Source organism: Paraburkholderia sp. BL6665CI2N2 (genome assembly GCF_004366535.1).
Classification (GTDB): domain Bacteria; phylum Pseudomonadota; class Gammaproteobacteria; order Burkholderiales; family Burkholderiaceae; genus Paraburkholderia.
The window spans coordinates 6,889,163-6,910,673 of sequence record NZ_SORC01000001.1 but is presented as its reverse complement, the minus strand read 5'-3'; the positions used below and the strand labels follow the sequence as shown (position 1 = coordinate 6,910,673).

Genomic DNA, 21,511 nt, shown 5'->3' with positions numbered 1-21,511 from the left:
CCGCGCCTTCGCAGGTTCCCCCTGACGCCGGCCCGGCCGTCGCCCTTCACGATGAACCCGCGGCACGACGAGCGTGCCGCCCTCAGCATCTGCATTCATGACCGATTCGAGCTACGACGCACAGGCCGTGCGCAGCTGGCTGCAAGGCCTGCAAACGCATATCGCGGACACGCTCGGCGCGTTCGACGGCACGCCGTTCGCCACCGACGCATGGCAGCGCGGGCCCGGCGAGAAGCTGCGCGGCGGCGGCTACACGCGGATTCTGGAAGGCGGCAACTTCTTCGAGCGGGCCGGCATCGGTTTTTCGGACGTGGCCGGCGACGCCCTGCCGGGTTCGGCGAGCGCCGCGCGTCCGCAATTGGCCGGCCGCGGTTTCGAAGCGATGGGCGTGTCGCTCGTGCTGCATCCGCACAATCCGCACTGCCCGACCGTGCATATGAACGTGCGTCTGCTGATCGCGACCAGGGCCGGCGAAGAGCCGGTGTTCTGGTTCGGCGGTGGCATGGATCTGACGCCGTACTACGGCTACGAGGAAGACGCGCAGCATTTCCATCGCACTTGCCGCGACGCGCTGCAACCTTATGGCGCGGACCTGTACCCGAGTTTCAAGCGCTGGTGCGACGAGTATTTCTTCCTTAAGCACCGCAACGAAGCGCGCGGCATCGGCGGGATTTTCTTCGACGATTTCTCGGCGCCGGGCTTCGATCAATCGTTCGCGATGCTCAGAAGCGTGGGTGACGCATTCCTCAAAGCGTACCTGCCGATCATCGAAAAGCGCCGCAACATTCCGTATGGTCAGGCCGAGCGCGATTTCCAGGCGTACCGGCGTGGGCGCTACGTCGAGTTCAATCTGGTCTTCGACCGTGGCACACTGTTTGGGCTGCAGAGCGGCGGGCGCACGGAATCGATCCTGATGTCCATGCCGCCTGTGGTGAACTGGCGCTACAACTGGCACCCCGAACCGGGCACGCCGGAAGCGCGTCTTTATAGCGATTTTCTCGTGCCGCGCGAGTGGGTGTGAGGCTCAGGCCCGCACCGCGCCGCGCATCGTCACGACAAAGGATCTTCACCTGAAGCCGAACGCTCATCCTGTTGCCCTGCCTCGCCGGATCGGACTGCTCGGCGGCACTTTCGATCCGATCCACAACGGCCACCTCGCGCTCGCGCGGCGTTTCGCGCATGTGCTGCATCTGACCGAACTCGTGCTGTTGCCGGCCGGCCAGCCCTGGCAGAAAGCCGACGTCTCGCCGGCCGTGCATCGGCTGGCCATGACGCGCGCGGCGGCCAGCGAGCTGGTGCTGCCGGGCGCGACCGTGCGTGTCGCGACCGACGAGATCGAGCACGACGGCCCGACCTACACGGTCGACACGCTGCAACGCTGGCGTGAACGCGAAGGTGAGGACGCCTCGATTGCGCTCCTGATCGGCGCGGATCAATTGGTGCATCTCGACACATGGCACGACTGGCGGCGCCTGTTCGACTTTGCGCATATTTGCGCGGCCACGCGGCCCGGCTTCGACCTCGCGTCGATTCCGCCCGTGGTCGCAAAAGAAATCGACGCGCGCCGTGCCCGCGCCGACGTTCTGCAAGCCACGCCCTGCGGCCACTTGCTGATCGATACGACGCTTGCGTTCAACGTTTCGGCCACCGACATTCGCGCGCATCTGCGCGAACAGGTGAGCCAGCGGCTCGCCCTCGCGGGCGACGAACAGCAAGACCAGGCGGCGAGCCATGTCCCCACCGCGGTGTGGGACTATATTCTTCAACATCATCTGTACCACCGGTAACCCTATGGATATTCGCAAACTGCAACGCGTGATCGTCGACGCTCTCGAAGACGTCAAGGCGCAAGACATCAAGGTGTTCAACACCAGCCACCTGACCGCGCTGTTCGATCGCGTGATCGTCGCGAGCGGCACCTCCAATCGCCAGACCAAGGCGCTCGCTTCTAGCGTGCGCGAGAGCGTCAAGGAAAACGGCGGCGACATCATCAGTACCGAAGGCGAGGACATCGGCGAATGGGTGCTGGTGGATTGCGGCGACGCGATCGTGCACATCCTGCAACCGGCCCTGCGCCAGTACTACAACCTCGAGGAAATCTGGGGCGACAAGCCGGTGCGCATCAAGCTGTCCACGCCGGACCCGTTTGGCGGCGCGCGTTCGAGCGAACCCGATGAAGACGAGGACGAAGACGAAGCAGCGCCGGCCGTGAAGAAGCCCGCGCGCAAGACGGCCGCGCGCCGCAAGTAAGTCAGCCGGCGGGCTTTGGGCGACTCACACCGTTCCGGTCCGCGATGACATTCGCGATCTTCGATCCGTCATGAAACTGCATATCCTCGCCGTCGGCCACAAGATGCCGGACTGGATCGCCACCGGCTTCGACGAATACGCGAAGCGCATGCCGCCCGAGCTGCGCATCGAGTTGCGCGAAATCAAACCCGAGCAGCGTTCGTCGGGACGGCCCGCGGAAAGCGTGATGGCCGCCGAGCGGCTGAAAATCGAAGCCGCGTTGCCGAAGAACGCGCGCATTGTCGCGCTCGACGAACGCGGCAAGGACTGGACCACCATGCAGCTCGCCGGCGCCCTGCCCGGCTGGCAGCAGGACGGCCGCGACGTGGCGTTCCTGATCGGCGGCGCCGATGGACTCGATCCTCAGTTGAAAGCGCGCGCCGATATGCTGCTGCGCGTCTCCAGCCTGACCTTGCCGCACGCGATGGTCCGCGTGCTGCTTGCCGAACAGCTTTACCGCGCGTGGACCATCACGCAAAATCACCCCTATCATCGCGTGTGAGCGAATGAGGGGGCGCTGAGAATGCGCGGGCGCGGTTGGTGGTCGCGACGCCAAGTCGCGCGTCGTCGTCGCATGTTGCAGTCGCGCCTTCGCCGTGTTTTTCGGGTCGCATTTGCGGCGCTAACCGACGTGCATGCTGGCGTGCACAACAACGTGCGCATGGCACGCGTCGTCATGCTCGCACCGCTGGTTTCCCACCGCACTGATCGACGCTCGACACCCGTCGCGCCCTCACGCAATCCGCTTCATCGAGACCTGTTCATGTCCACGTCCGCCGCTTCGCTGCATCCGTTCGTCTACCTCGCTTCGCAAAGTCCACGCCGCCAGGAGTTGTTGCAACAGCTCGGTGTGCGGTTCGAGCTGCTGCTGCCGCGCCCCGATGAAGACGCCGAAGCACTCGAAGCCGAACTGCCCGGTGAACGCGCGCACGACTACGTGCAGCGGGTGTGCGTCGCCAAGGCGCATGCGGCGCGCGCGCGCCTCGTGGCCGGCGGCCATGCCGCGCGGCCGATTCTGGTTGCGGATACAACCGTCACGATCGACGACGCGATTCTCGGCAAGCCCGTCGATGCCGACGACGCCGTCGCGATGCTCAAGCGCCTCGCCGGACGCGCTCACGAAGTGCTGACGGCCGTGGCCGTGGTCGATGCCGAAGGCGCGCTACTGCCGGCCGCGCTATCCGTGTCGAAGGTGCGTTTTGCTGCACTGCACGCAGACGCGATCCGCCGCTATGCCGCGAGCGGCGAGCCGCTCGGCAAGGCGGGCGCGTACGGTGTGCAGGGGCGCGCCGCGGAGTTTATCGAGCATATCGACGGGTCCTATTCAGGTATCATGGGTTTGCCGCTTTTTGAATCCGCTGCCCTCCTGCGTGCAGCGCGCATCGACTTCTAAAATAACACCATGAATGAAGAAATCCTGATCAATGTCACGCCGCAGGAAACGCGCGTCGCGCTGGTCCAGCAAGGCGCCGTCCAGGAACTTCACGTCGAACGAACGCTGTCGCGCGGCCGCGTCGGCAACGTCTATCTCGGCAAGGTCGTACGCGTGTTGCCGGGCATGCAGTCCGCCTTCATCGACATCGGTCTCGAACGCGCCGCGTTCCTTCATGTCGCCGACATCTGGCACCCGCGCATTGCCGGCGAGCCCCAGCATCAGACACCGCATCAGCCGATCGAAAAAATCGTCTTCGAGGGGCAAACGCTGATGGTGCAGGTCGTGAAGGATCCGATCGGCACCAAGGGCGCGCGACTGTCCACGCAAGTGAGCATCGCCGGGCGCACGCTCGTGTATCTGCCGCAGGAGCCGCATATCGGCATCTCGCAGAAGATCGAGAGCGAAGCCGAGCGCGAAGCCGTGCGTGCGCGTCTGACCGCGGTGCTGCCCGCCGACGAAAAAGGCGGCTACATCGTGCGCACCATCGCCGAAGATGCCACTAGCGAGGAGCTGGCCGGCGACGTCGCGTATCTGCGCAAGACGTGGGCGACGATTCTGTCGCAAGGTCAGCGCATGCCGCCCACCAGCCTGCTGTATCAGGATCTGAATCTCGCGCAACGCGTGCTGCGCGATTTCGTCAACGACGAGTCGTCGCGCATTCAGGTCGATTCGCGCGAGACGTATCAGATGCTGGCGGATTTCGCGGCCGAGTTCACGCCGGCGGTGTCGTCGAAGCTGCACCACTACACCGGCGAGCGGCCGCTCTTCGATCTGTACAACATCGAGGCGGAAATTCAGCGCGCGTTGTCGCGCCGGGTGGATCTGAAGTCGGGCGGTTATCTCGTGATCGACCAGACCGAAGCGATGACGACCATCGACGTGAATACCGGCGGCTACGTCGGCGCGCGCAACTTCGACGATACGATCTTCAAGACCAACCTCGAAGCCGCGCACACCATTGCGCGGCAATTACGTCTGCGCAATCTGGGCGGCGTGATCATCATCGACTTCATCGACATGGAGAACGTCGAGCATCGCGATCAGGTGTTGGGCGAACTGAAGAAAGCGTTGTCGCGCGATCGCACGCGTGCGACGGTGAATGGGTTCTCGCAACTCGGCCTTGTGGAGATGACGCGCAAGCGTACGCGAGAATCTCTTGCTCACGTGCTGTGCGAGCCTTGTCCGGTTTGCCAGGGCAAGGGGCAGGTCAAGACGCCACGCACGGTGTGTTACGACGTGCTGCGCGAGATTCTGCGCGAGTCGCGCCAGTTCAATCCACGCGAGTTTCGCGTGGTGGCGTCGCAGCAGGTGATCGACCTGTTTCTCGAGGAAGAATCGCAGCATCTGGCAATGCTGATTGATTTCATCGGCAAGCCGGTGTCGCTGCAGGTGGAGTCGAATTTGAGCCAGGAGCAGTACGATATTGTGCTGATGTGAAAGTGTTTTTTCGCTTAGAACAAACATCTATAAATAGATCGGCAGCCAGCCTCTCCTCTGGCTACCGTTCTTCCCTTCCCGAATGCAATACCCGTCGTACTTGAACACTTCAACGCCTGCAAACAAACACGTCCAGACGCGCCACTTGTAGAGTTCCTACACGGCACTGTCCCAGAACGAATAGTTAGGCGTCCAAGCGGAGACACAAGATGACACGAGTTCGCGTTAACGGCTTCACCATCTCGCTCGACGGATACGGAGCAGGCCCAAACCAGGACATCGACAATCCGCTGGGCATTGGCGGGACGGATCTGCACCATTGGCTGATTCCAACACGCACGTTCCAGCGGGCCTTATTCGGCAAGGACGGCGGCACGACCGGGGTGGACGACGGCTTCGCGGCTCGCGGTTTTGAGAATGTCGGGGCCTGGATTCTCGGCAGAAACATGTTCAGCCCCGTTCGCGGGCCCTGGCCGGACATGAGCTGGAAAGGCTGGTGGGGAGACAATCCGCCGTATCACGTTCCGGTCTTCATCGTGACGCATCATGCACGTCCACCCATCGAGATGGAAGGCGGCACGACGTTCCATTTCGTCACGGGCGGCATTCGCGAAGCGCTCGAAAGGGCACGCGAGGCGGCCGGCGGAATGGACGTGCGCATCGGCGGTGGAGCGAAAACGATTCAGCAGTATCTTCGCGAGAGCCTCATTGACGAACTGCACATTGCTATCGCACCCGTCCTGCTCGGCGGAGGAGAACGGCTGTTCGAAGGGGTTGACTTGCGGGCTCTAGGATACGAATGCGTCGAATTCGTAGCGTCGGAGAAAGCCACGCACATGGTCCTGCGGCGTCAGGGGCGCGCGCACGTCTAAGCACTGATTGCCGCGGCCGGTCACGCGTGGGTTCTCGCACAGCGGATCGTCTCCTTCGCCTAGTCGAACGCCCGCTCCGAGAACCGCTCGATCCAGAGCGCCAGGCGGTCGGCCGCAAAACTGGCGGCGCGTGTGCCGGCGCGGCAGACGATGGTCTCACCTTCACGCGCGAACCGCAGGGCGCCGCCAGCTTCTTCCAGCCACAGCAGGCAAGCCAGCCAGCCAGCGTGCTCCGCCGATACAGCCTGAGCCACGGGCCGGGTGAGGAACTCACTCAATGTGGCCGGCGAAGTCCAGATCAGCGCATCGCCATCGCCGCGTACTGTGGCGCCGAGAACGTCAGCGAAAATTTGCACCGCATCGGCAGCGCTGCGCCCCGCATTCCGCGTACGCAGTTCCGCCAGGCGCGTGCCAACCGCATGGCCAAAACTGCCGCTGCATTCGCTCTCGACCCGTACCAGATCGGCGTAATCCATACGCTGCCAGTCCGGCTCCACGTTGCGCGTACCGGCCAGATCGGCACCGGCCAGATAGGTCTCCACCGGCTGAAAGCGCCCTGGCCCGATCAGGCTGACGCACAACGTCTGCACGATGCCTATGCGAGTAGCCACGGTCTGCGTCTGCAGGACGCTCAGCTTCTCGCGCACGAGCTGGTCGCGTTCCTTGCGCAGTCCCGACAACTCCAGCGCCTGCTTCATCTCCATGCGCAGCGCGCTGATGTCCCACGGCTTCTTGATATAGCGATGTATCTGGCCCTGGTTGACGGCCTCGACGGTCTGGTCCAGCTCCGAATAAGCCGTCGTCAGGATTCGGACGATGTGGGGATAGCGCTCGCGCGCATAGCGCAAAAGTTCGTTGCCATATTCGCCCGGCATGCGCTGATCGGACACCAGCACAGCGAGGCTGCCGGCGTGGGCATCCAGCATTGCCTTGCCGTCCTCCACGGAGGCGCCCGTCACGACCGGCGCGATTGCACCGATGGCGCGCTCGAAATATTTGACCGCGGTGGCTTCGTCATCGACGAATAGAATCGCCGGTGGCGGTGTCTGGTTGGCAATCGTATCGCTCATGGGTAACTCCTGATTCGATCCTTGAAAATTGGGAATTCCAGCGTCACGGTCATGCCGGCGCCGAACGCGGACGCGCCCCTGATACGCTCGCCGCAGGACTGCATGACGCGGTTGCAGAAAATCATGTCCCAGCCGCTCACGCCCGCGTTCGTGATAACGGGCCGACCGGCATGCGCTGCATCACTTCGGGCGCGACACCGGGGCCGTAGCCGCGGATGCCAGCACCTCGCGGACCGTGGCCACGCCTAGCGGCTTCTCCAGGATTCGAAATACCTCGCCGGAATTGACCGCGCCCAGGAGCGCGTTGCTGTCCGCATAGGCCGTCACCAGGATTCGGACGATATGCGGATACTCCTGCGAGACCTGCCGCAGCAGGTCGTCGCCGTGTCGGCCCGGCATGCGGAAGTCGGTCACCAAAATCGTCACCCGCGCACCTTCGCGGCGCAGGATCGACATGGCCTCGTCCGCGTTGCCGGCGAGCAGCACGTCATAATCGCGACCCGCCGAGCGCGCAAAGTACTTGCGAGCCAACTCCTCGTCATCGACATAAACGACGGTCTGCCGCGCTTGTTGGGTCTCTCTCATTTCCACATCACTCCAGACGCGGCAGGTCGAAGTTGAACGCCGTCCACTCGCCCAACTGGCTTTCCGCAAACAGTGTGCCGCCGTGCCGCTCCACCACCGCATAACTGATGGACAGACCAAGGCCTAAGCCCTGGCCGACTTCGCGGGTGGTGAAGAATGGTTCGAACACCCGCGCCAGATTCTCCGCGGCGATCCCCGGACCGTTATCGCGCACATTCACGTGCAGCCGGTCGTCCCGCCATTGCGCCGTGACATGGACTTTCGGCGATACGGTGCCGGCCTTGTGCATGGCGAGCGCGGCATTCGAAAACAGGTTGATGAGCACGCCGATGATGGCGGCTTCGTCGCCCAGCACGAGGGTATCGCCGGGCAGCTCGCGCGTAACGCTCACGCCGCGCAGTTCATGCGCGCTCAGCCGGATCGACGAGTCAAGTGCCTTCTCGAACAGGAACGGCACGTCGTCTGCCGCCGCACCGGGCTTGCGGTAGGCAAAGGTCTTCAGGTCCGACACGATATGCTGGATGCGGTGCATGCCCTGCTTGACGTCCGTCAGGCACTCCTGCAGCGACGGGCTGTCCTTGACCTCCGGTTCTTCCATGGCTATTTCGATGGCCATCAGGCAGAAGTTCACGGGGTTGTTGACCTCGTGGAGCAGCCCTGCGGACAACGTACCGATTGCAGCCATCTTCTCCTGCTGCAGCAACTGGCCTTTGATCTGCGACAGGCTTTCATTGGTCAGCGCGAGCTGCTCGTTTTTGTGCGCTACCTCGTCCTTCAGCCGGAAAAGCTGGAAGCGGCCTTTCTCGTTGAAGTAGGTGTAAATGGAACTGGCCAACGCGCAGAAGAAGATCAGGATGAGCTGGAACTGAAACTTGCTTGGGTTCTGTATGCCGCCCGGATGCGCCGCGCAGGCGACGTAGTAGAGCAAGACGGTGGCGAGGCCGAATGCCAGCGTCTGCCAGTAGCCGGAGGGGAACAGGATCCCGACCGCGAAGATCGTCAGCATAAGCCCGGCATAGAACAGCGACTCCCCGCCCTGCGTGACATAAATCATCCACGAGATCATGGCCTGCGGCAGCAGCAGCCAGAAGAAGGTGATGACCTGCACCTGGCGTTTGCCCGTTTCCGTGTACAGCGAGAGCAATGCCAGGCCGATGGCCGCGCTGGTCAGCACCCGAACGATGGCAAAGCGCTTCTGCTCGGCCGGATACACGACATAGTCCAGCGCCACGCCCATCAGCACCAGCACGATCACGGTCAGGCCGCCAGCCTTGCTGCACAGCAACCGGTAGTCGCGCAGTTCTTCACGATAGTTCGAACGCAGCCCAGCCAGGGATGTCGTCATCTCAGGCTACTTGTTGCCGGCCGATCATTACCTCGGCGAATACGTTCACCCCGGTCGCATCCGTGTACAGGCGCGGCTCGCCACAGTTTTCCGGCATGATTTCGGCCATCTGTGCCTCGTTGCGATAGATCAGGTACCACTCCAGCACGTGCTCCATGCTGAGGCGCTCCGGGTTGTCGGCGTGGACATTGGTGACCAGCAGGTGGCCGCCCGGTCTGGTGCGGCTGGCGAAATGCTGGTTCAGCCGAGCGCAGACCTTGTCCGAGAGATAGTCGAACAGGCCGGCGCAATAGACCGCGTCGAACTCGCGGACGTCCGGCGCGTCCGCATCCATCCGGCGCTTGAGCAGGTGGTGGACCGAGTCGTGCGTGTAGCTGATGGTCATGCGCCTGGCCGTTTCCTGTGCAATCGCCGCGAGGCGGTCGCGCGTCCAGTCCAGTGTCTCCTGGCTGAAGTCGAGCAGTTCGAACGTCAGCCACTCCGGTTCGTCGTATTCACGCATGAACCGCTGAATCTCCTGAGCGGGGCCGCAACCCACGTTCAGGACCCGGAACGGCCGCCGCGCGGCGCGCGCTTCATTGGCCAGCCGGGTCAGGTAGTCCACCAGCAACTCGACGCGGTTGCGGTGCGCGCGTGCCACGGCCGTCTGCAGGAAGGCCGCGTTGACGATCTGGAAATACGTGCTCGGGCCCTGGCGGGGATCGTCGAGCATCTGGTTGACCATCTGGTAGTCGCCGGCATAGCCCAGCGGCTTGGTGAAAGTGCGGAAGACGAAGGGCGAACGCAGCAGCAGCGGATGGAGCGCGGCCTGGGCAAAGGCACGGTGTGCCGGCGCCAGTTCTTCGTCGACCAGGCGCGCCTCGCCTTCGAATTCGTCGAAGTAGACCTTGGTCCTTTCCATCAGCGGCGATGCCAGTTCGAGGAAGAAATCCTCGCGCAGGCTTTTGCCATCCTTCGGCATGGTGTCGGCCAGGTCCGCCTGCTCGACCCAGCGGGACATGTCTGAGAGAAAAGCCCGGATCTGGTTGACCGCGATCTGGTAGTCACGACGGATCTTGAAGCGCTCGGCCCAGTCCTGCGAGAACCGGCGCGCCTCTTCCCCGACCGCGCGCGCTTCCAGCACGCCGCCACTCAGTTCCCGCCACTCGGCGATCAGCGTGACTGAGACAATGGCTGTCAGGCCCGTGTTGACCATGCTGATCACGACCGCCTTGCCCGAATAGGCGTGTTCCACGCCCATCTTGACCGACAGGTCGCTCAGTACCTCACTGACCTGGACGATCGAGTACGGGTTGTAGACCTCCATCACCAGGGACTTTCGCTGGAGATTGATGATCGTGCCCCGCACCTGCTCGCCCTGCGAGTTGAGGAAGCTCACTACCGGATCGATTTGCGTTTTGGAATACACAGTATGGCGGCCAGGAAAGTACCACGAGAAGTTGGTTTGGAATCTGGTGCGATACCAGGCCAGCAGGTCGGCCGGTTCAGCGTCTATGGTTTCCTCAGGTCCCGGTGACGAAGCGTCGCCATGGATATTTCAGTTGTCGCCGCAGCAACCCGTTTTCCGGGTGGCGTACCCCTTCCTCCCGAACTGCATTGGCCGGACAAGTTATGCATTCGACCTGTCCGCTCATCTCGCGACAGCGCGCGTGCTAATGACACCACGGCTTCAGTGAGACTTGTTAGCCGGGTGGCCCTGAAGGCCGGCTTCGGGACAATACGGCCCTTTGCGATTGCAGCATTCTACTGATAAAAAAGAATGCTGTCGTCTCACGCCAATTCATCGGCCAACTGCCGGGCGACTCCCGAACGAGCCCCCAATTCCCTCCTTGACCGCGCTCCGCCGACAAGCGTATAACCATCCCATTGGATGTTATTTGGATGGTCTACGGATGCCACCGGGAGTGCAAATGCCGAAACTCAAGCTCGTCGACGCCTCACGCCCCAAAGGCGGCGAGACCGAAAAAATCACCATCAATCTGGGTCCGATCGACCTCGGCCAGATCGACCTGCTGGTCGAAGAAGGCTTTTACTCGAACCGCACCGACCTGATCCGCACGGCGATCCGCAACCAGATCGCGGTGCATGCCCAGGTCGTCGCGGAGACGGTGACCCGGCGCGCCATGGTGCTGGGCATGCAGCACTTCTCGCGGCAGGACCTCGAGGCGGCCCAGGCCGCGCACGAACGACTCGACATTCACGTGCTAGGCCTCGCCAGCATCGCAGCCGATGTGCCGCCCGAACTCGCGGCGGCCACGATTGCATCGGTGGTGGTGCTCGGCGCCTTTCACGCGTCGCCCGCGGTCAAGGCGGCGCTCGCCGGCCGCATCAGCTAGGCGCGGCGCTCGACTCATTACCGTGGCTGAAGCAGCGACTCATCAGTCGACTCGCTCATCCACGCCCCACACAGGCCACTGCAAACCATCATGAAAATGAACGAAGATTTCCTGAAATCGATGACAGACGCCTTCGAGCTATTGCGCACGAAGGGCCCGCAGGAAGCCACCGCGGCGGTTCAGCGCGCGCTCGCGGGCGGCAAAGCGAACGAGGCCCGCGCGGACCACGTACGGACATCGAACACGCCGTCGAATGCGAGCGAATGGGCGCAAGCGTGGTCGCAGATGCAAACCCAGGCGCAGACCCAGGCGCGCCCCGCTCCGCACGCCCCTGCCGCGCCGGCTTTCGACGCCGACTCGCCGGGCACCTTCAGCACGCACACGTTCAGCAACGCAGCCGGGCAACGCCAGTACAAACTCTACGTGCCGGCTGTCTACAACAGCGAACCATTGCCGCTGATCGTCATGCTGCACGGCTGCACGCAGAACGCGGACGATTTCGCCGCCGGCACGCGCATGAACGAAATGGCCGAGCGTCATGGCTTTATCGTCGTGTATCCGAATCAGGCGCAAGCGGCCAATCATTCGAAATGCTGGAACTGGTTCAAGCCTGCCGATCAACTACGCGATCAGGGCGAGCCGTCGTTGATCGCCGGCATCACGCGAGAAGTGATGGGCCGCTATCGCGTGGATCCGGCGCGCGTATATGTCGCGGGTCTGTCGGCGGGCGGCGCGATGGCGGAGATCACGCTGAAGACGTCGCCCGATCTCTACGCCGCGGCCGGCGTGCATTCGGGCCTCGCCTACGGTTGCGCGAAGGACTTGCCTTCGGCGCTCGGCGCGATGAAGGGCGGCAAGGCGCAACGCAAACGCGCGCATGGTACACCGCAACGTCCGTTGATCGTGTTTCATGGCGACGCTGACACGACCGTCCATCCGTCGAATGCGGCCGAGATCGTCGCGGCCTTCGACGCGGGCACCACTACCGTCAGCGAGGAATCAGGCGCTGCAAGCGGCCGGCGCGCGTATACGCGGCAACGGCATGTCGCGGCGAACGGTGTGGAAGCGGAGTCGTGGTCGATTCACGGCGCGGGTCACGCGTGGGCCGGCGGCAGTCAGCGCGGTTCGTACACGGACCCGTCCGGCCCCGACGCCGCCGCGGAAATGGTGCGATTCTTTCTCGCCCATCCGCGTACGCATTGAGCATGGACCGCGGCGTCGAGCGAGACCGATCGCGTTCAACATGAGTAACAGCTGGCTTGCTGTAGAGACGGTGGCCTGATGACACCAGACGCCTCGCTCTATACCGGCGCTGACGGACAGTAAAAGGCCCCGCTAAAGACAGCGCCGCGACCTAAGCCGCAACCGGGCAACCGGCCTGTTCGAGCGCGGCCTGCGCGTGCTCGTGCAGGTCGCCGCTGGTCAGCGACGCGTCCGGCGTGCGCACCCACGCCGCGATGCGCAGCGTCGCGCCGCCATCGTCCGGATAGTCGGCGACCGTGACGATCGGCGCGAGCGTGGCGCCGCTCAGCACGCGCGGTTCGTCGGCGACGAGTTTCTTCAACTCGCCGATCGCGGCGTCGACGTCCTTGCGCTGCGCGAGGCCCACTTCGACCTCGATGCGCTGCGTGCCGCCGCTGCTGTAGTTGATCACCGGATTGCTCCAGATCTGGCTGTTCGGCACGAACACGGCATTGCCGTCGCCGCGTTCGATGCGCGTGGTGAAGAGCCCCACTTCGCGCACAATGCCCGCTGCCGCGCCGCTGCCCTCGATCACGTCGCCGACGCGAAACGGACGCAGCATCAACAGCATCATGCCGGCCGCGATATTTTGCAGCGTGCCTTGCAGCGCGAGTCCGATCGCGAGACCGGCGGCGCCGAGCACCGCGAGCACGCTCGCAGTGGCGATGCCGACTTCGCTCAGCGCCGCGATGAATACGAGCACCCGCACGGCCCAGGTGCTCATGGCGGCCAGCATCGGTGCGAGCGTCGGGTCAGCATGCGTACGCGCGAGCGTGCGCGCAAACATGGAGCCGATGCGGTTCGACAGCCACCAGCCGATCGCGAGGATCAGCACGGCCAGCACGATATGAAGGGCGTCGTGCGTCAGCGTGACGAGCAACGACGGCTGGAAGTGAAAGAGTCGGGTTAAGAGATCGTTCATCACGAGTCTTCGCTCCGTTACGGTGTAAGTACGCTGACGCACCGAAGCAGGATACGTTCCCACCCATTACATTTCACGTGCGAAGGCACGCGGCTTGCTCACCCGTGCGAACAGTACCTGTGCGAATCATGCGAAGCCTGATCAGCGAGGCAGTTTCACTGCTGCCCTTGGTCCGGCAAAAAGGAGCGCCACATGTCCCAACATCTGAAGTCTGGCGACCGTGTCAGTTGGAACACGCCGCAAGGCGTCACGCGCGGCAAAGTCGTGCGTGTCATTTCTACCCATACCACCGTGGATGGCAGAATCGTCGATGCCTCGACATCCGACCCACATTACGAGGTACAAAGCGAGAAGAGTGGCAAGCATGCCGTTCATCGCGGCGACGCGTTGCATCGATTGAAGAATTGATACGGATGGCTAAGCACATCCGCGCGCACGGCGATCCATGCTGCCGGCAACCCGGCTTCAAACAGTGCCCAAAGGCCTCAGCAGATTACGCAGTGCTGCGACAGTAACCGGTCGCGAGAACCAGAAGCCTTGCGCTTCATCGCAACCGAGCGCTTCGAGTTGGGCGGCCTGCTCGGCCGTTTCGACGCCTTCGGCCGTCACGCGCAGTTTGAGCGCGTGCGCCATCGCGATGATGGCGCCCACCAGGGCCGCGCACTGCGGATCGGTGCTCATGCGCATCACAAACGAGCGGTCGATTTTCAAACGGTTCAGCGGAAAACGCGTCAGATAAGCGAGGCTCGAATAGCCGGTGCCGAAGTCGTCCACTGCGACTTCCACGCCCAGATCGCGCAGGGCAAAAAGCGTTTGCAAAGCCTGCTCGGTGTCACCGAGCAGCACGCCCTCGGTGATTTCCACTTCAAGATACGAGGGGTCGAGCGCGGCATCTTCCAATGCCTCGCGGATCGTTTCGAACAGATTGTGCCGCTGGAACTGCTGCGGCGAGACGTTCACCGCGAAGCGCGGCAAGTTGCCTGTCAGCCGCAGCAACTTGCCGGCGTCGCGGCACGCGGTGCGGATCACCCACTCGCCGATCTGCTCGATCAAACCCGCCTCCTCCGCAACCGGCACGAATTCGACGGGACTGATCAGGCCGCGTTGCGGATGGTTCCAGCGCAGCAGCGCCTCCACTTGCGCAATGTGGCCGTTGGAAAGCGTAACCTGCGGCTGATACACGAGATGCAGTTGCTGACGCTCGATCGCGTCGCGCAACATGGTCTGCAGTTCGAAGCGGCGCGCGGCCTGGCCTTCGAGCGCCGTGGAAAACCGCCGCACCGCATTGCCGTTCACCGCCGAAGCCGCCGACAGCGCCACGCCCGCGCGGCGCATCAGCGTAGGCGCATCGCCGCCGTCGGCCGGATAAGCCACGATGCCGATGCTCGCGGTAATGGTCAACGCGGTGCCGGCGTAGTCGATCGCCTCGGCGATGCGGCCTAGCGCTTCGGCGGCGAACGCATCGGCCGCCGGGCCGGTTTCGTTGACCAGCAACGCGAACTGCGTGCCGCCGATCGAAGCGATCGTGCCGTCGTTTGGAAAGAGACCGCGCAAGCGTTCACCAACAATCTGCAGCACGAGTTCAGCCGCGTGCAAGCCGAGCGCGTCGCGCAGTTTGCGCAGATGATCGAGCTCGGCGATCAGCACGGTAAAACCGCTGCCGCTACGCTCGCAACGCGCGATCGTCAGTTCCAGCCGTTCGGTGAATAGCGTTTGATTCGGCAGGCGGGTCACGCCGTCGTGATGCGCGACGTACCAGAGACGCGCTTCCGATTGCGCGTAACGCGTCATGTCGATGGCGATGCCCACGTACAGCGCCGCACAAGCAGCCTGGGCGGGCCCGGTGACGAGCGGCGCCAACGCCAGCACCACGCGAACCGGCGTACCGTTGCGCCGCAAAAAGCTCCACTCGCCTTCATAGCGCGAAGTCACCATGGCAAGCGGCGGCAATTCGGCGCGGCGTTTGGCCAGTTCGGCTGGATCGAACAAAGACTCGAAGGTGCGGCGACCGATCAGTTCTTCAGCCGCCAATCCCGTCAGCTTCTCGAAAGCGGCGTTGATGGAGTCGAACGTGCCGTCCGCGGTGCAGGTAAACATGCCATAAGGCGCCGACGCAAGCGCGGCATCGCGCGTACGCGTTTCAGCGTAGAGGGGGATGTGCATCGCGCCGGCCTTTGATTTTCCTGAGTAGTGAAAGCGATCGAGCGTTTCTTGACGCGCGGGCGCAACCAGTAGCCCCGAAATTCCGGTCCGATGTTGCGGGCAACCGTGCGTATGATAACGGCTTTCGCGCCCCCGCCGAATTGGCCGCGGCGGGGGACGTTGAAATGTCAGCGGGCTGGCGGTGGCAGCGGTGGCGGAACGCATGCGTGTCGCCAGAACCTGGTGGCGGTTCGTCGCGCTCGTGAGCGTCTCGAGCGCGTTAGAGAGAACGATGGCGGGATGAGACCCGCCGACCGATCCGCGGAACTGCATCAACTCTATGTACGGAAAAGCATACGGCCGCGGTTCCGTTTTTTACGCGGCGCGCGGAAGCGCTGCTTCGATGAACACCGCGCACAGTGCTTCCATGCCCTTCGCGTCTTCTTCGTCGAAGCGCGCGACGCTCGGGCTGTCCACATCCCACACGCCGATCAGCGTGCCGTCCGGGGCGACAAGCGGCACGACGATTTCCGATTGCGAGGCCGAATCGCAGGCGATATGGCCGGGAAACTCGTGGACATCGCGCACCACCTGCGTCTCGCGGGTCTGCGCGGCCGTGCCGCAGACGCCCTTGCCGAGTGGAATTCGCACGCACGCGGGCTTGCCCTGGAACGGTCCGACGACCAGTTCCCGACCGTCGTGGAAATAGAAGCCGGCCCAGTTCAGATCGCTGAGCGAATGAAACACGAAGGCGGAAAAATTCGCGGCGTTGGCGATCCAGTCGGTTTCGCCGGCGAGCAGCGAGCGGGCCTGCGCGACCAGTTCTTCGTAGTGCGCGGCTTTGGGCAGATGCGAGGCGGAGGAGACTTCGAACATGACGGCGTCCGTGATGAAAGCGGAAGGAGGAACAGCGAGTCGTGCAGTTTAAAGCAAGCCGCCGTTTCCTTCACGGCGCGCACACGCACGGCGCCAGGCACACAGCAACGCTCGCTCTCCTTCCGGTTCCGTCAGACCCGCCCGCCTCCGCGCAAGGCGGAAACCAACGGGAAAACCACACGACGACTACTGATCGACGCCGATGATCACGCTCGATGCCTTGAAGATCGCCGTCGCCGCTTTGCCGTTCGCGAGAGCGAGGCGATCGACGCTTTCATTGGTGATGATCGCCGCGATCTGCGCGCCGCCCGCGCTGATCGACACTTCGGAATTCACCGCGCCCCTCGTGAGCGCCGACACCGTACCGGCGATGCAATTGCGCGCCGACACCTGATTTTTCGCGACGTCGACCATCACGATCACCGACGACGCCTTGACCAGCGCAAAGGCTTGTTTGCCCACCGCGAGACCGAGCGACGTTGCGCTGCCATGGGTGATGATCGAGACGATCTCCAGGCCGTCCTGGGTGCGCAGCGTGACTTCGTCGTTCACGGCGCCATGCTTGAGTTCGGTGATTTCGCCGGCGAATTGATTGCGCGCGCTGGTTTGCATGTTGTTCTCCTTGTTCAGGCGACCTCGTACGAACGTTGGTTGGAAGCCATCTGTCGGGTTGAGCGGTGAGTGTCGTGAAATGCTCGCCGGTTGCGGAAAGCTGCGCGTAGAGCGCGGTATCGCGCAGCCGCCATCAACAATGCGAACGCCCAATGAAACCACATAAGCATTATGCATGGGCGTGCACAGCGCGGCGCCGGTCGAACGTGCCGCACAATGCGCCGACACCGTATCATCGTGCCCTGGACCTTCTTCGCCGAACCCTATGCCCGTTGCCGTTCCATCCCGCCTTGCCGCCGCCTGGCCGAGCGCCCGTCGCGGCGCCGCGCTATGCGCCATGCTCGCCGCGATCACCGCGTGCAGCAACCCGTCGCCGACGCATGACACGCACACCCAACTCGACACCGTCACGCTGTTCCCCATCGCGCATTACGACCAGAACGTCGATCACTGGCTCGAACCGGACAGCCCGGGCTACGACCAGCCGTTCCTGAGCGCGGCGGAACAGCAGGCGCACTTCAAGGCGCTCTACGCGCGCTACTTCGGCACCGGCACCGCGGCGCCCTCGCCGTGGAATGCCAGTTTCGTGACGATGCGCGTCTATCGCCAGCAAGGCGCGGACATTGCCGCGTTGCAGCAGCGGCGCATCGCCAGGTTTGATAACGCCGGCAAAAGCGGCGCGGACATCGGCTACGGCGAAAATTTCCGGCCGCACGACAAGGCGTGGATCGACGCCATCGCGCAAAACATGAATGTCGCGCAGTTCACGCAGACGGCCGTCTATCAGCCGCAGCGCCGCGCAATCGCCACCAACAATCTGATGGTGCGCGAACTGCCGACCACCGACCCGTCGTTCTACGACCACCGCCTGGCCGGCGAAGGCTATCCGTTCGACAACCTGCAGATCTCGGCCGTGCGTCCCGGCACGCCGCTTTACGTGCTCGGCGGCAGTGTCGACGGCGCGTGGCATTACGTGCAGACGCCCGACGTGCAAGGCTGGGTGCGCAGCGACGGCGTCGGCATGGCCGACGATCGCTTCGTCGATACGTGGCGCGCCGCAACGGGCAAAGCGCTCGGTGCGGTGATCGTGGCGTCGGCGCCAGTGCGCGACAACCGCGGCGTGTTCCGCTTCGACGCGCCGGCCGGCACGCTGCTGCCGATCGTGCCCGCCAACGCCGCTCGGCCGGCGCAAACCAGGCCTGCCGCGAGAGACATTGGCGCCGCAACCGAGCCGGCAGCGGCGCGTCAAATACTCGTCCCCGCGCGCGACGCGGACGGCCGGGCGCTGATCCGCACCGCCGCCCTGAGCGACGCGCAAATCGCGCCGGCGCCGCTCGCCGCCACGCCGCGCCATCTGGCGATGCTGATGAAAACGCTGATCGGCCGTCCCTACGGCTGGGGCAATAGCGGGCTCTACAACGACTGTTCGTCGGAACTGCAAAGCATCTTCGCCGCGTTCGGCGTCTGGCTGCCGCGCCATTCGTCCACGCAGATGAGCGCCGGCCGCATGATCGACCTGTCGTCGTCCACGCCCGCGCAGCGGCTCGACTATCTGGCGCAGCACGGCGAGCCGTTGCGCACGCTGATCTACATCGGTGGGCATGTGATGCTGTATATCGGCAACACCACCCGCAACGGCAACGCGGTGCCGGTCGTCTACCAGGACGTATGGGGCTTGCGGCCCGCCGACGACAGCCGGCGCGCGGTGATCGGCGGCTCGGTGATTCTGCCGCTGTTCGAACACATTCCCGAAGACGCCACGTTGCAATCGCTCGCGGCGACGCCGACGTTCCAGATCAGCATCCTCGGCGCGCCGCGTGGCGGCACGCCGGCGCCGTCCGCCGCGCCGCCGGACGAGGACAATCCGGCCGGTTGAGACGCGCGCCTAAAAAATATTTTTCCCGGAGTGTCGATTCATCGGTCACGTAACCGTCGTAACGTTGAAGACCTGACTCGACCGAGTCGGTCTTTCAACTCACGAACCTGTTACTTCAAGGAGTCGCCGTCATGTCCAGCAACGCTGTCAAACCGATCCCCGACGGGATGCACTCGCTCACCCCGTATCTGATCTGCGCCAACGCCGCGGACGCCATCGCGTTCTACACCAAGGCCTTCAACGCCGTCGAACAGGTCCGCCTGCCCGGCCCCGGCGGCAAGGTCATGCACGCCACGCTGAAGATCGGCGATTCCATGCTGATGCTGACCGACGAATGGCCCGAGCACCAGTCGTTCGGCCCGAACACGCTGAAAGGCACGCCGGTTACGATTCACCACTATGTGGAAGATGTCGACGCCAGCTTCAAGCAGGCCGTCGACGCCGGCGCGACCGTCGTCATGCCCGTCACCGACATGTTCTGGGGCGACCGGTACGGCCAGGTGAAAGACCCGTTCGGCCATAGCTGGTCGTTGGCCACGCACAAGCGCGACCTGAGCCCGGAAGAAATCCAGAAAGCCATGATGGACTGCATGAAGTAAGGCGCCGTCCGTTCGGTGAGAAGGAGGAGAAACGTCATGCAAAAGATTGCGCCGTGCCTGTGGTTCGACGGCAATGCCGAAGAGGCGGCCCGCTTCTATACGTCCGTGTTTTCCGATTCCCGCATTGCCACCACGATGCATTACACGGACGCCGGACCCGGGCCGGCGGGCGACGTGCTGGCCATCACGTTCGAGATCGAGGGCCAGGAGTTCATGGCCCTGAACGGCGGCCCGCAGTTTCCCTTCACACCGGCAATTTCGCTGTTCGTGCACTGCGAGTCGCAAGAGGAAATCGACCGTTACTGGACGAAACTCCTGGACGGCGGCAAGGAGTGGCAATGCGGCTGGCTTCAGGACCGGTTCGGCGTCTCGTGGCAGATCGCGCCCGACGTACTCGGCGAGATGCTGCGCGACCCGGACACCGTCAAGGCGAGCCGCGTGATGAAACAGATGATGAGCATGGTCAAGCTCGATATCGCGCCGCTCGAAGCGGCTTATCGCGGCGATTGAAGTGCGCCCCTGACCGCGCGCCGCCGTCGGCGCGCGGGCTGCTTGCATGCGCTGTGCATTCACAGCGCAGCGAGCGGACGAAGGGCGCGAGAGCTCCATCTTTGATAGGATCGGTCTCGACCCATTAACGGCGGGACATCAACGGTGCGCGTCAACCATCAGGCTTTCTTCTGCTCGCTGTTTGTCGCGCGTCTCGCCGATCAGGTCCTGCTGTTTCTCGTGCCGCTCGTCGTCTTCCAGACCACGCATCAAGTCTCGTGGTCGGGCCTCGCGTTCTTTATCGAAACGCTGCCGCGCTATCTGGTGTTTCCTTTCTTCGGCGCGTTGTGCGATCGCATCTCGCCGCTCAGGTTGATGCGCGTCAGCCAGGCGGTGCGGGCGCTGGCATGCTTCGGCGGCATACTCGCTTATGCGTTGTTCGGCGGCATCGGCTGGTTGATCGCACTCTCGGCGGTGTGCGGCGTATTGACGAGCCAGGGCCTCGTCGCACGTGAAGTCATGCTGCCGCAGATCTTCAGCACGCAGCAGTTCCAGCGCGTGCTCGCCTACTCGCAGCTGGCCGACCAGTTGGGCTTCGTGCTCGGTCCGATGCTCGCCGCGCTGCTGCTCGGCCTGTGGCGTTGGGAATGGGTGGTTGGCGTAACCGGCATGCTGTTTCTTCTCGCCGATGCCGCTCTGCTGCTGTGGCAACGCACCAGCGGTTTTCGCGCCGCCGAGCCGCCGCCTCTGGCGCCGGGCCACTGGACGCTGCCACTGCGCATCGCGCTGCGTCATGTGCTGGTGCTGCCGGGCCTGAAGAAAGTCGTGCTGCTCGCCGCCGCCGAAAATCTGGTGATCGGCGTGACACTCGCCACGTCCGCGGCCATGGTGACCGGCCTTCACGCGCAATCGAATCGCTACTATGCCGGACTGCAAACAGCGGGCGCCGTCGCCACGGTGCTGATCCTGTTGACGATCGCACGCGCCGCATGGCCGGCGCGCACGCTGGGACTGGTCGCCTTCGTCTCGATTTGCGCGGGCGGCGTAATCGCCGGCGCGAGCGCGGCACCGTGGGGCTATGCGCTCGGCTTTCTGCTGATCGTCGGCTTCGACAAGATGTTCAACGTCTACATCCGCAGCGCGCGGCAACGAATCATTCCGCCCCAGGACTACGGCAAGACGACCGGCGTGGTGATCCTTCTGAACAACATGACGCAGCCCCTCGCGGGTCTGTTGGTCGGCGTGTTCTCGGCGCGCGCGCGAACCGGCCCGCTGATCGTGATTCTTTCACTGACGATGGGCGGCATCGGCGCGGCGGTGTCGGTCGGCGCGGCGCTGGTGAGAAGGCGGAAGCGCGCACTGGCGCTCGGGGAATGAAGCCGCG

General features: G+C 63.8%; 23 protein-coding genes. 14 read left to right on the top strand and 9 right to left on the bottom strand.

Translation table 11 applies throughout. The features are described from left to right. Positions 1 to 97 precede the first annotated feature (97 nt). From hemF to B0G81_RS30945, 7 genes are all read left to right on the top strand, one after another. Entirely contained in the window at positions 98 to 1,021 is a 924-nt protein-coding gene (gene hemF / locus B0G81_RS30975) for an oxygen-dependent coproporphyrinogen oxidase (RefSeq protein WP_134140665.1), read from the top strand. Between the two features lie 25 nt (positions 1,022 to 1,046). Beyond that, positions 1,047 to 1,787 (top strand): nicotinate-nucleotide adenylyltransferase, encoded by a 741-nt coding sequence (locus B0G81_RS30970; protein ID WP_134140663.1) that lies wholly within the window; start codon positions 1,047 to 1,049, stop codon positions 1,785 to 1,787. Between the two features lie 4 nt (positions 1,788 to 1,791). After that, positions 1,792 to 2,250, top strand: coding sequence for a ribosome silencing factor (gene rsfS, locus B0G81_RS30965; RefSeq protein WP_116142475.1), 459 nt, complete (start codon positions 1,792 to 1,794; stop codon positions 2,248 to 2,250). Positions 2,251 to 2,320: 70 nt separating this feature from the next. Then, a complete protein-coding gene (gene rlmH / locus B0G81_RS30960) occupies positions 2,321 to 2,791 on the top strand; it encodes a 23S rRNA (pseudouridine(1915)-N(3))-methyltransferase RlmH (protein WP_106280297.1) in 471 nt (156 codons plus the stop codon). Positions 2,792 to 3,052: 261 nt separating this feature from the next. After that, positions 3,053 to 3,682 carry a Maf family protein gene (locus B0G81_RS30955; RefSeq protein ID WP_134140661.1) on the top strand — a complete coding sequence of 210 codons (630 nt, stop codon included), beginning with the start codon at positions 3,053 to 3,055 and terminating at the stop codon, positions 3,680 to 3,682. Positions 3,683 to 3,691: 9 nt separating this feature from the next. Next, a complete protein-coding gene (rng, locus tag B0G81_RS30950; protein WP_134140657.1) occupies positions 3,692 to 5,161 on the top strand; it encodes a ribonuclease G in 1,470 nt (489 codons plus the stop codon). A 209-nt stretch (positions 5,162 to 5,370) separates the two neighbouring features. Next, positions 5,371 to 6,033 (top strand): dihydrofolate reductase family protein, encoded by a 663-nt coding sequence (locus B0G81_RS30945; RefSeq protein ID WP_134140651.1) that lies wholly within the window; start codon positions 5,371 to 5,373, stop codon positions 6,031 to 6,033. A 59-nt stretch (positions 6,034 to 6,092) separates the two neighbouring features. Here B0G81_RS30945 and B0G81_RS30940 read toward each other — a convergent pair whose 3' ends face one another. The 5 genes from B0G81_RS30940 to B0G81_RS30920 are packed head-to-tail and all read right to left on the bottom strand — an operon-like array spanning position 6,093 to position 10,441. Further along, positions 6,093 to 7,103: a response regulator gene (locus B0G81_RS30940; protein WP_134140645.1), complete on the bottom strand. Its 1,011-nt coding sequence runs from the start codon at positions 7,101 to 7,103 to the stop codon at positions 6,093 to 6,095. Next, positions 7,100 to 7,243: an ATP-binding protein gene (locus B0G81_RS30935; protein WP_134140640.1), complete on the bottom strand. Its 144-nt coding sequence runs from the start codon at positions 7,241 to 7,243 to the stop codon at positions 7,100 to 7,102. The genes B0G81_RS30940 and B0G81_RS30935 overlap by 4 nt, the downstream gene beginning before the upstream one ends. A gap of 40 nt (positions 7,244 to 7,283) precedes the next feature. Further along, a complete protein-coding gene (locus B0G81_RS30930) occupies positions 7,284 to 7,688 on the bottom strand; it encodes a response regulator (RefSeq protein WP_116119399.1) in 405 nt (134 codons plus the stop codon). A gap of 7 nt (positions 7,689 to 7,695) precedes the next feature. Then, complete coding sequence (locus B0G81_RS30925) at positions 7,696 to 9,033, bottom strand: ATP-binding protein (protein WP_134140636.1); 1,338 nt, start codon at positions 9,031 to 9,033, stop codon at positions 7,696 to 7,698. A 1-nt stretch (position 9,034) separates the two neighbouring features. Further along, the gene (locus B0G81_RS30920; RefSeq protein WP_116119397.1) at positions 9,035 to 10,441 is read right to left on the bottom strand and encodes a class I SAM-dependent methyltransferase; all 1,407 of its coding nucleotides are present in this window, start codon (positions 10,439 to 10,441) and stop codon (positions 9,035 to 9,037) included. Between the two features lie 502 nt (positions 10,442 to 10,943). Between B0G81_RS30920 and B0G81_RS30915 the strand changes: the two genes are divergently transcribed. Both B0G81_RS30915 and B0G81_RS30910 read left to right on the top strand, forming a co-directional pair. Further along, positions 10,944 to 11,369: a CopG family transcriptional regulator gene (locus tag B0G81_RS30915; protein WP_134140631.1), complete on the top strand. Its 426-nt coding sequence runs from the start codon at positions 10,944 to 10,946 to the stop codon at positions 11,367 to 11,369. Positions 11,370 to 11,459: 90 nt separating this feature from the next. Next, positions 11,460 to 12,572, top strand: coding sequence for a PHB depolymerase family esterase (locus tag B0G81_RS30910; protein ID WP_134140627.1), 1,113 nt, complete (start codon positions 11,460 to 11,462; stop codon positions 12,570 to 12,572). Positions 12,573 to 12,723: 151 nt separating this feature from the next. Here the strand turns inward: B0G81_RS30910 and B0G81_RS30905 are convergent, their stop codons facing one another. Next, positions 12,724 to 13,533 carry a mechanosensitive ion channel family protein gene (locus tag B0G81_RS30905; RefSeq protein WP_134140621.1) on the bottom strand — a complete coding sequence of 270 codons (810 nt, stop codon included), beginning with the start codon at positions 13,531 to 13,533 and terminating at the stop codon, positions 12,724 to 12,726. 192 nt (positions 13,534 to 13,725) lie between these two features. Here B0G81_RS30905 and B0G81_RS30900 point away from each other — a divergent pair, with 192 nt between their 5' ends. After that, positions 13,726 to 13,941, top strand: a complete 216-nt coding sequence (locus B0G81_RS30900) for a DUF2945 domain-containing protein (RefSeq protein ID WP_134140616.1) — start codon at positions 13,726 to 13,728, stop codon at positions 13,939 to 13,941. 57 nt (positions 13,942 to 13,998) lie between these two features. Here the strand turns inward: B0G81_RS30900 and B0G81_RS30895 are convergent, their stop codons facing one another. From B0G81_RS30895 to B0G81_RS30885, 3 genes are all read right to left on the bottom strand, one after another. Next, positions 13,999 to 15,696: a GGDEF domain-containing phosphodiesterase gene (locus B0G81_RS30895; RefSeq protein ID WP_134140611.1), complete on the bottom strand. Its 1,698-nt coding sequence runs from the start codon at positions 15,694 to 15,696 to the stop codon at positions 13,999 to 14,001. A 354-nt stretch (positions 15,697 to 16,050) separates the two neighbouring features. Then, positions 16,051 to 16,551, bottom strand: a complete 501-nt coding sequence (locus B0G81_RS30890; protein ID WP_106280276.1) for a GAF domain-containing protein — start codon at positions 16,549 to 16,551, stop codon at positions 16,051 to 16,053. 186 nt (positions 16,552 to 16,737) lie between these two features. Next, positions 16,738 to 17,163, bottom strand: a complete 426-nt coding sequence (locus tag B0G81_RS30885; RefSeq protein WP_134140607.1) for a TOBE domain-containing protein — start codon at positions 17,161 to 17,163, stop codon at positions 16,738 to 16,740. Between the two features lie 265 nt (positions 17,164 to 17,428). On the opposite strand from B0G81_RS30885, the gene B0G81_RS30880 reads away from it, so the two are divergent. The 4 genes from B0G81_RS30880 (at position 17,429) to B0G81_RS30865 (ending at position 21,504) form a co-directional block, all read left to right on the top strand. Continuing rightward, entirely contained in the window at positions 17,429 to 19,039 is a 1,611-nt protein-coding gene (locus B0G81_RS30880) for an SH3 domain-containing C40 family peptidase (protein WP_208328568.1), read from the top strand. Positions 19,040 to 19,170: 131 nt separating this feature from the next. Continuing rightward, positions 19,171 to 19,638, top strand: coding sequence for a VOC family protein (locus B0G81_RS30875; protein WP_134140603.1), 468 nt, complete (start codon positions 19,171 to 19,173; stop codon positions 19,636 to 19,638). A 36-nt stretch (positions 19,639 to 19,674) separates the two neighbouring features. After that, complete coding sequence (locus B0G81_RS30870; protein ID WP_116142486.1) at positions 19,675 to 20,148, top strand: VOC family protein; 474 nt, start codon at positions 19,675 to 19,677, stop codon at positions 20,146 to 20,148. Positions 20,149 to 20,292: 144 nt separating this feature from the next. Continuing rightward, positions 20,293 to 21,504, top strand: coding sequence for an MFS transporter (locus tag B0G81_RS30865; protein WP_134140601.1), 1,212 nt, complete (start codon positions 20,293 to 20,295; stop codon positions 21,502 to 21,504). Positions 21,505 to 21,511 lie beyond the last annotated feature (7 nt).